Origin of the sequence: Blastomonas sp. SL216 (assembly GCA_026625625.1) — a bacterium.
GTDB lineage: Bacteria > Pseudomonadota > Alphaproteobacteria > Sphingomonadales > Sphingomonadaceae > Blastomonas.
In genome coordinates this window covers 1,464,719-1,477,398 of the sequence record CP113055.1, presented here as the reverse complement: position 1 = coordinate 1,477,398, position 12,680 = coordinate 1,464,719, and the positions used below count along the sequence as shown (strand labels likewise).

The following is a 12,680-nucleotide window of genomic DNA, read 5'->3' as shown; positions in this document are numbered from 1 at the left end:
TCAGGCGGCAGGCTTTACCACCTGCCGCAGGACCGTGGCATAGCCGGGCGCGATGGTCATCCGCCCGGCATGTCCCGCATCGACCAGCATGCGGTGTGCGCGGGGCAGATTGTAGCACGGCACGCCCATGAACAGATGGTGCTCGCTGTGGAAATTGACCCAGTAGGGCGCAACCGTCGCGCGCTCCAGCAGGCCCGCATAGGTGGTGCGCGCGTGAGTGAACGGGTCTTCGCTGCCCGTGGTCGTGCAGGCATGTTCGGCGATATTGCGGATGCGCAAGTACAGCTGGAACGTCGTTGCCATCGCGAGCATCCAGATCAGCCAGGGCAGCGCGCCCAGGCCCGTGGCGAACGACAGCGCCAGCAGCACGATCTGCGCGCCCAGAAAACGCAGCGTCACCTTTCCGATGAACAGATTCTGCTCCTTGGCACCCGGCGCGAAGCCCTTGATCGCCATGGCGAGCTGCGCGCCGCGCTGCTTGATGAACGTCTGGCCGGTAAGATCGCGAAACACCTTGCGCACCAGGCTGGCGCGGGTGGTGGGGAAAGGCGCGGACAGCGACAGGTCCGGGTCCTCCGGCTGCTGCGTATAACGGTGATGCGTCAGGTGATAGGTGCGATAGGCGTGCAGATCGGTCCCCATCGGTACACCGGTGACCCATTGGCCGACCCAGTTGTTCACGGCGCGATTGGGATGCAGCAGGCCGTGCGCACCCTCGTGCATCAGGATCGCCAGGCCCAGCTGCCGCCCGCCGATCAGCACGACCGCGATCGCCCAAGCCCACCATGTACCCAGATAGGCCGCGCACCAGGCGAGCGCGATGATCACCACCCATGCGTGCGCGACCAATGCCAGGCCTTTCCAGCGCGACACAGCCGTGAGGTCACGAAACACCTCGCGCCCGAAAATCTGCGATGGATTGGCGGCCTTGACCAGCGCCATGATGCTCTCCCGATACGCTGTCCGCGCTTTACGTTTGCGTCAGTCTAGCAGCGTCTTCATCCCCCGCCAACTCCGTCATTTTCGCTTGGCTCCTTATCGCCCCAACTCGTCACCCCCGCGAAGGCGGGGGTCCCGCTTCTTCCTCTCTGTCAGCGCAGAAGCGGGATTCCCGCGTTCGCGGGAATGACGAAAGAGGTTGAACTGCGGGTGGTTGGTCTGAAATGCTGTCAGTATGTCGCAACTACATCCCCATCCCGATTTCGCCGCACCCGATGGCCTCGCGCTCTCGGTTGACTGGTCCATATGGGAAAACCAGGCGCTCGCCATCGCCTATCACGTCACCGACCCCGAAGGCCGCATCCTCTGGCCCGCCCCGGCACAGGGCCGCACCGATGGCCTCTGGCAGCACAGTTGCTTCGAGGCGTTTATCGGATCGACCACCGGTCCCACCTATTCCGAGTTCAACCTCGCTCCCTCGGGTGCCTGGGCCGCCTATGCGTTCGACGACTACCGTGCCGGGATGCGCGACCTCGCCCTGCCGACCGATCCGGTCATTGAAGGTGAGGGCGGCTGCTGGCGCGCCACGTTCGACCTGACCGGGCTGGCCGACCTGCTTGGCCCCGCACCCTGGCGGCTTGCCATCACTGCGGTGATCGAGGCGAAAGACGGCAGCAAGAGCTACTGGTCGCTTGTCCATCCTGCCGGAAAGCCCGATTTTCATCACCCCGATTGTTTTGCCGCGCGGCTGGGCTAAAGAACCCGCACGTTTATAAAGCAGCGCGAGGTCCTATGCTCTTCGGTATCGATCGTCTTCTGGCAGAGCCTGATCTGCGCGCGCCGCTGAAAGGTCGCCGCGTCGCGCTGCTTGCGCATCCTGCTTCGGTCACCGCAGATCTGCGCCACTCGCTCGACGCGCTGGCTGCGCTCGACGAAATCACGCTTTCCGCTGCGTTCGGCCCGCAGCACGGCCTGCGCGGCGACAAGCAGGACAATATGGTCGAAAGCCCGGATTTCACCGATCCGGTGCACGGCATCCCGGTGTTCAGCCTGTATGGCGAGGTGCGCCGCCCGACCGGGCAGATGATGGGCACGTTCGATGTCGTGCTGATCGATCTGCAGGATCTGGGCTGCCGCATCTACACCTTCGTCACGACGCTGCTCTACATCCTCGAGGCCGCAGCCCAGCATGGCAAATCGGTCTGGGTGCTCGATCGACCCAATCCGGCCGGTCGTCCGGTCGAAGGGCTGACGCTGCGCGAAGGCTGGGAGAGCTTTGTCGGTGCAGGGCCGATGCCGATGCGCCATGGGCTGACGCTGGGCGAGATGGGCCATTGGTTCATCAAGCACTATCGCCTTGATGTCGATTACCGCGTGATCGAGATGCAGGGCTGGCAGCCCTATGCGGCGCCTGGCTTTGGCTGGCCTACCGACCGGCTCTGGGTCAATCCCAGCCCCAACGCGCCGAACGTCAACATGGCGCGCGCCTATGCCGGCACGGTGATGCTGGAAGGCACGACGCTGAGCGAGGGCAGGGGCACCACGCGCCCGCTCGAACTGTTCGGCGCGCCCGACATCAACGCGCGCGATGTGATCGCGAAGATGCACGAAATCGCACCCGAATGGCTCACCGGCTGTGCGTTGCGCGAAATCTGGTTCGAGCCGACCTTCCACAAGCATGTCGGCCAGCTGTGCCATGGCGTGCATATCCATGCCGAGGGGCGCTTCTACGATCACCAGGCTTTCCGCCCCTGGCGCGTCCAGGCACTGGGCTTCAAGGCGATCCGTGCGCTCTATCCGGATTACCCGCTGTGGCGCGATTTCCCATATGAATATGAACTCGGCAAGCTGGCCATCGACGTGATCAACGGCGGCCCGCTGTTGCGCGAATGGGTCGACGATGCGGCAGCCACCCCGGGCGATCTCGACGCGCTGACCCGGGCGGATGAAGCGGCATGGGAAGCGGCTGGGGCCCCAAGGCTCTATTGACCCGCCGCGATAACCACAGATCGTCACCGGTTTTGCCATGCAGGGCCGAATGGTCTGGACGGCGATAGCTGGCTGCCGCGCCTCTTGCAGCGGTTGGAAATCAACGCGATAGAAAATCGTTCGTACAGGCGTCCGTCGATTACGATTTTTTCACCCGTTGCCGTCAATATGGGGGCATGAACGCGCACTTTAAAGTTGAAGCCGATCCGGTAACCAACGTCGTTCGGCATTATCTTGGTGGTTTCTTTGAGGCGGCGGACGTCGAGCGCTATGTCGCGGCCCGCAACGCGGCGCATCTCAAGCTGACCAGCGCTCCCAACCAGCATGTGACGCTGGTCGATGTGCGCGACATGAAGATCCAGCCGCAGGAGATGGTCCCGGCTTTCGCCGCGATGATGTCAAACCCGCAATATCGCTCGCGCAAGCTCGCCTTTGTCGTGTCCTTGTCGCTGGCGCGCATGCAGCTCGTGAGGGCGAGCGAAGGCCGTGCCGCACGGTTCTTCACCGATATGGACGAGGCCGAGGCATGGTTGATGTCCTATGACGACGAAGCCGCGGAACCGCCCGTCAGCGCGAACGATGCCTTCCCCGCAGACGCGCTCACCCGCCGGGCCACGCGCTGATTATTCTCGGGCCTAGCGTCAGCATGTGAATGGCCCGGGCTACGCGCCCGCCAGAAACGCCTTGGCCTCGGCATGCGCGGTTGCATTGTCGGTGGCGTCTTCGGGCAGTTCGAGCGCGCGCTGATAAAGCCTGCGGGCTTCGGCGCGGTCGGCGGTCGCGCTGGCGGCCATGGCTTCGGCACGCTCGACATGGTTGCTCGCTGCAGCGGCGCACAATTCGGCGCTGGGGCGGGGCAGGTTGAGACAGGCCTGGTCGAAGGTCATCACCAGCTGCTCCAGCTCGGTCGCATTCAGCCGCGCCGCTGGCTCATAGAGCCGCCAGCAATGCTCCTGCACATCGCCCAGACAGGCCTTGATATCGGCCAGGAAGAGCAGGCCGCTATCCAGTGTGCGGATCGGGGGATGTGCGCGCATCGCCTCGGCCAGCTGGGCGCAGCGGGCGAATTGCAGGGCGCAGGCGCGGTCGAGATATTCGATCTGGCGGTCCCATCCTTCGGCGCTGCGGTCATCGCGCCGGATCAGATCGGCCGCCAATGCGCAGCCATGGCCAGCGCCGTTGCTGCAGGCGGTGTCGGCGAGCGCCGCGATCCGCACCTTGTCGCCAAGCCCCGGACGGCTGATGAGCCATTCGGCCAGCGCCGCGCAGGCTCCGGGCCGGCCTTGCTGGCATTCGGCGTCCAGCGCGGGATCGAGCGCGGCCTCGAAGCGCTGGGCAAGCGCAGGATCATGTGCAGGCGCGCTGGAGAGCCCGGCCAGGGCAGCGCCTTGCAGGCAGGACGGACCGAATTTCAGATCGAAACAGGCTTTGGCATAGAGCGTCGCGGCGCGCGGCGTGTCGGCCATCGCGCGGATGTTCACCAGCATGTCGGCCAGATTGTGGCAGGCGATCGCGCTGCCCTGATCGCAGGCTGCGGTGAACAGGCCGCGCGCCCTGGCCCAACGCTCTGCGGCGAGCTTGGGGTCCTTGCGCCGGTCGTGGCGAAGCGCGGCAATCTCGGCCTCTCCGGCACATCCCAGGCCCAGTCCGCCCTCGCACGCCTTGCGCAAGGCTGCTGCGGCCTCATCGATGGCGACAGGTTGCGCGGCCCCGTTACGCGCGGCGAGCCCGCGTATCAGGCAGGCCGGGGCCTGACCGGCGGTACAGCCGGTGGCAGCCTTGGCGATTTCCTCTCTTGAGATGACCGAACCATCGGCCATGATGAGCTCGGCCTTGGCAGGGCCAGATAGCAGAAAAGCAAGGCCGATCGCGGCCAACCATTGAACGATGCGCATGGCCTCTCCCATGCCCGCGCCAGCCACAGGCGGCAAGACACGCCTTTCGATCAGATTGTGGTCTATGCCGGTCCGGGCTTCGTCTCGTTTCCCGCCGTGTGCATCCGCGCCAATTTTGTGCCGCGTCGGCATGAACTGGAGCGATGGCATTTCAATACGGGCACGATGCCATCGAGCCGCAAGCCTGTGACAGGAATTTCGCGGTGCACCTGCCGATGATCGATCACAGGTCCGGCACCGAACATCCGCTGCACGATCACTGGTCAACGGGCTATGGCGCCTGAGGGGCGGATTTACCCGACGGCCATGTGCGATAGTTCGTCATGCCCTTTTTGCCTTGCAGATCAGATTGATAGAACAGGCCAAGGCTAATGCGCGCGTTCAGTTCACAGCCAAATGCTTGTTAACATTCATCAATATCTGGCGATTGAGCATCGTTTCGGCACGTTACTTTGGCGGCAAGTGAATGCCTGCGTGTTTCACATTTCATTGGACGTCCGGTGATTGGGACGCATAGATCAGCATGGGCATAGCGGGTGCTGCGGTTACTCACCCATGGCCTGCGATTCGTTGAGGCAGGGGCATCTTATGGTTCAGACTGATGCTTCCCGCTTGCAGCAGGCTACCCATGCGGCCGAGCTGGATGCGCTGTACGCGCGCGCGCCACTGGGCCTGGGGCTGGTGGACCGCGATCTGCGCTTCGTCCGCGTCAACCCCGCGCTCGCGGACATGAACGGCTTTTCGCCCGAGGAGCATGTCGGCAAGAAGGTCTGGGATCTGGTGCCCGATCTGCGCGCAACGGCCGAGCCGATGCTGCTCAAGGTCATCGAGACCGGCGAACCGCTGCGCGATGTCACCGTCACCGGCACGACGCTCGCTTATCCGGGACAGATCCGCGAATGGCGCGAGCAATTCTACCCGATCTTTGTCGGCGAGGGCCAGGTCACCGGAATCGGCATCATCTGCGAGGATGTCACCGACCGCCGCGTCCAGGAACGCGAAATTCGCGAGCGCGAGGACCGGCTGCGCCGCGTGCTCGACCAGCTGTTCGCCTTTGTCGGCGTGCTGACGCTGGACGGTCATGTCGATTATGCCAATCGCGCGCCTCTCGATGCGGCCGGGCTGGAACTGGGCGATGTGGCGGGGCGGCCGTTCTGGGAGGCCCCCTGGTGGTCTTACGATCCGGCGGTGCAGGAACGGCTGAAGGCAGCCATCGGCGCGGCGGGCGCCGGTGAAGTCGTGCGCTATGACGTTCCGGTGCGGCTCGGTGACCAGCTGATGACCATCGATTTCCAGCTAGCCCCGTTGCGCGATTCCTCAGGCGCGATCGCCGGTCTCATCCCGTCGGGCACGATCATCGAGGAACGCGTGCAGGCTGAACGTGCGCTGCGCGCGCTGGCCGACGATCTGGAGATCACCGTGGCGCGGCGGACGGCGGCCTTGCACGAGGCCAATGCCCAGCTGACCGAGGAAATCGCCCGGCGTGAGGCTGCGCAGGACGCGCTGATCCATAGCCAGAAGCTGGAGGCCATGGGCCGGCTGGTTGCGGGCGTCGCCCATGATTTCAACAACATCCTCGCCGCCGTGCTGAGCGGGCTGTCACTGGTCGGGCGGCGGCTCGACGATCCCGAAGCGCTGAAGCTGATCGACATGAGCACCAATGCGGCGATGCGCGGCACCGGGCTGGTCAAGCAGCTGCTCGCGTTCGCACGGCAACAGCGGCTGGACCCTGAGCGGATCGACCTTGCTGCATTCCTGCACGAGCTCGAGCCGTTGCTGCGGGTGTCGGCGGGAACGGGAGTTACGGTCGAGGTGAACGAGGACGGCAGCTGCGGTGCGATCATCGCGGACGCTGCCCAGCTGCAATCGGCGCTGCTCAACCTGGTGATCAATGCGCGCGATGCGATGCCCGATGGCGGCACGGTGCGCATCGCCGCGCGTGCGGTGCGCGCACCGGGTCCTGACGCGCTGGGCGATCTTGCCGATGGCGATTATGTCGCGATCAGCGTCATCGATACCGGCACCGGCATGCCGTCTGACGTGCTGGCCCGCGTCGCCGAACCATTCTTTACCACCAAGCAGGTCGGCAAGGGCACCGGCCTGGGCGTTTCGATGGTGCACGGGTTCACCCATCAATCGGGCGGCGGCCTCAGCATCGAGAGCGAGGTGGGGAAGGGTACGGTGATGACGCTGTTCCTGCCGCGCGAGCCGGCAGGACAGGCGGCGCTAGCCGATGCGCCATCAGGCGCTGCCGGGGTTCCCGAGAGCGCCTGACGTCCCCATCCCCCCGGGGATCAGAAGTCGAAGCGCAACGAGGCGGAAATCGTCCGCCCGTTGATCGCGCGGGCAAAGCCGACGCCATTGGCTGGCACGCTGGCCTGGTTCACCTCGAAAATGCCGAGCGTGTTGAACACGTTGTTGGCGTTGACCTGCAGGCTGCCGCCGTTGAACAGCTTGACCTGGCCGAACAGGTCGACCGTGGTGAAGCCGGGCATCACCAGCAGGTTCGAATCCTGCGAGAAGCTCTTGGTCACGCCGACGATGCTGGCACCGATCACGGCGCGGCCCAGATCGACCGAGGGCGTCGCGAAGAAGGTCCAGTCGGGCTGGTGGCGCGGTTCCTTGCCGGTCAGCGTCGGATCGAGCAGGTCGCGGGTGATCTTGGCCTTGGTATAGGTTGCGCCGATCATCAGGCTGAACGGCCCCTTGTGCACCCCGCCTTCCATTTCGACGCCGGTGGCACGGTAGCGCCGATCGGTGCGATTGGCTGCGCCGTTGATCACATTATGGTCCGCTGCCGTCACGCGGAACGCCGTCGCGTTGAAGGTGAAGCCGTCCTTGCGGAACTTGAAGCCGCCTTCGAGCTGCTTCACATTGTCCTGCTTGTCGGTGTTGCTGCGGATGTCGCCCGTGGCATTGCTGATCAGCGGCGTGAACAGCACCTTGTCGGCATTGGCGCGCGCGCCCTTGCTGTAGCGCGCGAAGAGCGAGAAGGGCTCTGCCGCGCGATAGTTGATCCCCGCCGAATAACTCAGATAGCCGTAGTTATAGTTGACCGGCGCGGACTGGGTGAACGGCAGGAAGGCAACGCGGCGTTCGGCCGGGTTGATGATGCCATCGCGGTTGATGTCCTGCGTGATCAGGCCGACACTGCCGTTGTTGAGGTCTGCCCCCACCAGCGAGCCGCGCACGCGCCCGATATCATAGCGCAGGCTGCCGCCAATCGCGATCTTGCCGAAATGATAGTTCACCGATCCATAAGGCGCGAACACCTTGTAGTTCACATCGAACGCGCGGCGGAACAGGCTGGTCGCACGGGCAAAGGCGAAATAGCCGTTCAGCGTCTGCGGCTGACCTGCGGCGTTGAAGATGTCGACCTGCGCGGTGCCATTGTCGCCATTGGCGTCGATGTTCATCGCGGTGTGCAGCCAGGTGGTGTTGAGGTCCTGCGTCGCCAGATAGCCGCCGACCGTCGTGGTCAGCTTGCCGCCGGGCAGTTCCCACACCTTGCTGGCTCGGACATCATTGGTGAAATTGTCGAGCGAACGCGCGCGCACGAACGAGAAGAAATAGAGCGACAGCAGTCCGTTGCCGTTGATCAGCCCATTGGGATCGATCAGCTGGCCCGCCAGAGGCCCGCTGGCATAGCGCGCGGTTGCGCCGACCCCGCCCTGGCCTGCGGCAAAAGCCGACACGGTGTTGGCCGTATTGGGGAAGCCGCGGCTGAAATCGCCGCCATTGGCCGCATAGCGCATGCGTTCGGTGATCGTCCAACCGGCGACCTCGAACTGGCCCTCCAGCCCGATCGACTTGGATTCGGCGCTCTGGCCGGTCGCGACCGGGAAGGCGGCCGGGTTGTTGTTCTGGTCGAGCGTGATGATCGGGCCCAGGAAAGAGGACAGGATGGTGTCATCGCGCAGGTCGAAGCCGGGAAAGCTGCGGATGCGCGGATTGGCGTTGGTGCCGGTGATGTTGGCGAAATAGGGCGCAAAGGTCGGCGAGCGGTCATCGAGATATTTGAGATACAGCCGGATATAGCCATTCTCGAACTCGCGCGTGATGTTGAACTTGATCTGGCCACCCTTCCAGCCATCGAAGCCATTGTTGCGCGGGCCTTCACCCTGGCGGTAGAAGCCGCCGATCTGGAAGCGGGTGTTTTCGCCCAGCTTGCCGCCATAAGTGAAATCGACGCGCTTCGTGTCGAAATCGACTCCGGTGGTGAGTTGCACCGACCCGCCCTCGACCTCGCCGGTGCGCGACAGGATGTTGATCAGGCCGCCGGGCGAGTTGGACGCGAAGGTGGAGGCAGAGCCGCCACGGATCGTCTCGATCGCGTTCACGGTCAGGTCGTTGCGCAGATAGACATCCGCGCCGACGTTGAACAGATCGGCAAATTCCAGCAGCGGCAGGCCGTCTTCCTGGATCTGCATGTATTTCGAACCACCGGCCGCCAGCGGCAGCCCGCGCACGGTGTAGTTGTTATTGCCTTCGCCGATGCTGGTCGCGACGCGCAGGCCCGCCATGGTGCGCAGCACTTCGCCGATCGGGCGCGGGCCCAGGATCGTGATGTCTTCGCCGCGCAGCGCGCTGGTCGAGGTTGCGCTATCCAGCCGGTCACGGCCCTTGGCAACGCCAGTGGAGAACATCTCCTGCGGCGGCTTGGCCGCAGTGTCGGTGGATTGCTGCGCAGCATCGGCATCGGTCGTTTCCAATGCTGCGGCATCGGACGCCGTAGCTGCAGAGGCAGACGCGGTAGCCGTTTCGGCCCATGCCGGTGTCGAAAGCGCCAGATAGGACGTGACCATCAGAAATGCAGTCTTGGCCATGGATCGTGTTTCCCCTTAGCGCTCGGTCGGCCGGCCCCCTGCCGGACACCAGACGGAGCGCCCAACACGAATCGCTATTGGGGCGTGGTAAAATTTTTCTTTACTGTGCGTGGCGGAACTATGGGACAACATGGCTCCGCCTTTGGCATTGCTGCGCGGTATTGCTGCAAAACTAGAGCCGAATTGGCGGAATTACGTCGGTATTCCTGACCGACAAGTTGACGCAAAGGGCAGCGAATAATTTTTTGGATGGCGCGCCGATCAGGAAGGGAATCGCCACGACCATCCGCCTCTGCCATCGTGGCTTGCGGTCAGCCTGGCCGACAGGGGCGATGCGCCTCGCATCCCCGATGGGAATCGGGCACCGTGCCGCGTTGTTCATTCCGCCGTCGCGATACCCGGCTGCACCATCCGCGCGGGCACAGCGGCAAGGGCGGCGTGCTGGGTTCTTGCCGCGGCCAGGGCGCGCATCTGCGTTTCCCTGATGCAGCGGCGCTCCGAGCGCTGGGCCTGTGGCAGGCTATCGACGGCGTGAATCGCGCACAGCGCCTGGGCGGCACGGTGGATGCGCCGCGCAAGGCTCCTCTGGCCGTCCGTGGATGCCAGATCCAGATGGTTGATCGGAACCGGCATGCTCTGCGCGTTTTGGGCAGGGGCGGCGATCGCCGGAATCGTCAGCGCTGCCAGGGCCAGTGCCGTGAAAATCTTCGTCATCGCAAGTCTCCTCATTGTCGCCGATCCTTGGACTGACCGGTGATGAGGCACAGTGACGGGAGCGACCCGCCCCAAGCCTGCTCATTTCGAAAAATGGCTGGTCGATTCCGGATGGGGCGAGGCTGATGCAAACTGCTCTTGCTGGTCGATTTCGGAATCGGCTTGCCGTGGCCTTCCGGCTTTGGCAGCCCTGTCATGATGACGGCTTTCGAACAGATCGATCAGATGGCACGCGGCGGATCGATCGCAATTCTCGCTCTCTGGAGCTGGATCCTTGTCCGCGACCATTGGCAGGATGTTCCAGCGCGATTGGCCGTGGCGATGAACGCTGCGATCTGCAGCTATCTGATCGTGACGTCCGGATTATGTGACGAGCGGAGCATCATCGGCCTGCTGTTTTCGCTGGGCGCGGGCGCAACGCCAGGCCTGTTCTGGCTGTTTGGCAAGGCGTGGTTCAACGACGAAAAGCAGGTGACGGCGATCAGCGCCGGTCTGGTGCTGCTCTCCGTGCTCAACACACTGGTCGTGCAGCTGACAGGCTTGTCCGATGGCAATGTTGCGCTCGCCTCACGCGTCCTTTTCCGGCTTTTCATGCTGGCCTTTGCCGCTGCTGCATTGTGGGAGGTGTGGCGCAGCCGTGAGGGCGATCTGGTCGAGCGTCGGCGTCGCATCCGTCCGCTGCTGGTGGGGGTCATTGCCGTCTATGTCATCCTGATCGCGATCGTCGAAGTCGCTGATCCGAAGGCGCTCCCCGGCGGGACGCTGGAACTCAAGCGCGTTGTCGCGAGCGGAGCGCTGCTGGCGGTGCTCGGCTTTTGCGCGGTGATGCTGCGCATGCGCCAGGCCGACCTGTTCGGCGCTGCTGCCGCGCCCGTGGCCCCGGTCAAGCCCGCTGCCGAGCCGATTGCCGACCCCTTGTCCGAAAAGCTTCTGCGCCACATGGCGGCAGAGATGCCACACCGCGACGAGACGCTGTCGATCGCCAAGCTCGCCGCAATGCTGGGCGAGCAGGAATACAGGCTGCGCCGCACCATCAACGGCCAGCTTGGCCACCGCAATTTTGCAGCCTTTCTCAACGGCTATCGTCTGGCAGAGGTGAAGGCGGCGCTGGCCGATCCGGCACAGAAGGATGTGCCGATCATCACCATCGCGCTCGATGCAGGCTTTGGTTCGCTGGGTCCGTTCAATCGCGCATTCCGCGAGGCCGAAGGGATGACGCCGAGCGAATTTCGTGCCCGTTCAACTGGCTGATTTCGAAATCGGCTAGCCGCTTTCGGGCAAAGCTGGGCATCAAGGCACAAAGCCGGGCATTCGGTCACTGACCGCTGCCACCAGGAGCCGAGCATGACCACAGGTTTCCCGCCCCTCGATATTCTCCTCGCCAAGGGCCACCATATTTTCGCCTTTGATTTCGGCCGCTATTTCATCGCCGCATCGGTGACCTTTGCGGTCGTGTGGCTGCTCAGACGCACCGCGATCCGGGCGCGCAAGATTCAGGCGCGTGAGGCGACGGCCGCCGATATGCGCCGCGAGTTTCTCCAGTCGCTGCAGTCGGTGTTCGTCTATGTGATCGGCGCGTGTTTCCTGATCTGGGGCAAGGAGGTCGGGCTGCTCTACAGCGTGTTCGGCAAGGGCTTCGGTCTGGGCATCGATCTTGTGATCCTGGCCGGGATCATCATCGCGCATGACGCCTATTTCTACTGGGCGCACCGCTTCATGCACCATCCCCGGCTGTTCAAGCATTTCCACCGTGCACACCACCGCTCGATCACGCCGACGCCCTGGGCCGCGTACAGCTTCGCGATGCCGGAAGCGGCGGTGATGTTCCTGTTCGTGCCGCTCTGGCAGTTCTTCGTGCCGACGCCTGGCTGGGTGATGTTCACCTGGCTCAACTTCCAGATCATCCGCAACGCGATGGGCCATGCGGGCTTCGAATTCTTCCCGCGCTGGTGGCTGTCCTCCCCGCTGACCCGCTGGATCAACACCACCGTCCACCACGACCTGCACCACAATGGCGGGTTCAACACCAATTATGGCCTGTATTTCACCTGGTGGGACAAGTGGATGGGCACCGAGCACCCGAAATACCATGCGAAGTTTGCGGAAGTGACTGGGCGGGGGCGTGTGGCTACAGTGCAGGCGGGGGGAGAGGTAAGGGCTTGAGTTTGTGGGGCGAGGGTTCGATACAGCTGAGTAGCGTATCAAATCTGGATTTTTACGCAGAGGATACGGTAACTATCTGACTTTAGTGTCAAGTACTGTGATCCGGTGATCATCCATTGTGGCCTAGGAACTCGATGTTCCCGGAATTTATGCT

General features: G+C 63.8%; 11 protein-coding genes. 7 read left to right on the top strand and 4 right to left on the bottom strand.

Annotated features, from left to right (window positions below):
• Window positions 1-942: a fatty acid desaturase family protein gene (locus tag OU999_07020; protein WAC24929.1), complete on the bottom strand. Its 942-nt coding sequence runs from the start codon at window positions 940-942 to the stop codon at window positions 1-3.
• 232 nt (window positions 943-1,174) lie between these two features.
• Between OU999_07020 and OU999_07015 the strand changes: the two genes are divergently transcribed.
• From OU999_07015 to OU999_07005, 3 genes are all read left to right on the top strand, one after another.
• Entirely contained in the window at window positions 1,175-1,696 is a 522-nt protein-coding gene (locus tag OU999_07015; protein ID WAC24928.1) for a DOMON-like domain-containing protein, read from the top strand.
• Window positions 1,697-1,731: 35 nt separating this feature from the next.
• Window positions 1,732-2,928, top strand: coding sequence for a DUF1343 domain-containing protein (locus OU999_07010; protein WAC24927.1), 1,197 nt, complete (start codon window positions 1,732-1,734; stop codon window positions 2,926-2,928).
• A gap of 176 nt (window positions 2,929-3,104) precedes the next feature.
• Window positions 3,105-3,551, top strand: coding sequence for a hypothetical protein (locus tag OU999_07005; protein ID WAC24926.1), 447 nt, complete (start codon window positions 3,105-3,107; stop codon window positions 3,549-3,551).
• Window positions 3,552-3,590: 39 nt separating this feature from the next.
• Here the strand turns inward: OU999_07005 and OU999_07000 are convergent, their stop codons facing one another.
• A complete protein-coding gene (locus OU999_07000; GenBank protein WAC24925.1) occupies window positions 3,591-4,823 on the bottom strand; it encodes a hypothetical protein in 1,233 nt (410 codons plus the stop codon).
• Between the two features lie 143 nt (window positions 4,824-4,966).
• Between OU999_07000 and OU999_06995 the strand changes: the two genes are divergently transcribed.
• Together OU999_06995 and OU999_06990 are read left to right on the top strand one after the other, a co-directional pair.
• Complete coding sequence (locus OU999_06995; protein ID WAC24924.1) at window positions 4,967-5,107, top strand: hypothetical protein; 141 nt, start codon at window positions 4,967-4,969, stop codon at window positions 5,105-5,107.
• Between the two features lie 304 nt (window positions 5,108-5,411).
• Complete coding sequence (locus OU999_06990; protein ID WAC24923.1) at window positions 5,412-7,097, top strand: PAS domain-containing protein; 1,686 nt, start codon at window positions 5,412-5,414, stop codon at window positions 7,095-7,097.
• A gap of 20 nt (window positions 7,098-7,117) precedes the next feature.
• Here the strand turns inward: OU999_06990 and OU999_06985 are convergent, their stop codons facing one another.
• Window positions 7,118-9,649: a TonB-dependent receptor gene (locus OU999_06985; GenBank protein ID WAC24922.1), complete on the bottom strand. Its 2,532-nt coding sequence runs from the start codon at window positions 9,647-9,649 to the stop codon at window positions 7,118-7,120.
• 378 nt (window positions 9,650-10,027) lie between these two features.
• Complete coding sequence (locus tag OU999_06980; protein WAC24921.1) at window positions 10,028-10,363, bottom strand: UrcA family protein; 336 nt, start codon at window positions 10,361-10,363, stop codon at window positions 10,028-10,030.
• A gap of 195 nt (window positions 10,364-10,558) precedes the next feature.
• On the opposite strand from OU999_06980, the gene OU999_06975 reads away from it, so the two are divergent.
• Both OU999_06975 and OU999_06970 read left to right on the top strand, forming a co-directional pair.
• The gene (locus tag OU999_06975) at window positions 10,559-11,614 is read left to right on the top strand and encodes a helix-turn-helix domain-containing protein (GenBank protein ID WAC24920.1); all 1,056 of its coding nucleotides are present in this window, start codon (window positions 10,559-10,561) and stop codon (window positions 11,612-11,614) included.
• A gap of 93 nt (window positions 11,615-11,707) precedes the next feature.
• Window positions 11,708-12,526, top strand: coding sequence for a sterol desaturase family protein (locus OU999_06970; GenBank protein ID WAC24919.1), 819 nt, complete (start codon window positions 11,708-11,710; stop codon window positions 12,524-12,526).
• Window positions 12,527-12,680: the final 154 nt, after the last annotated feature.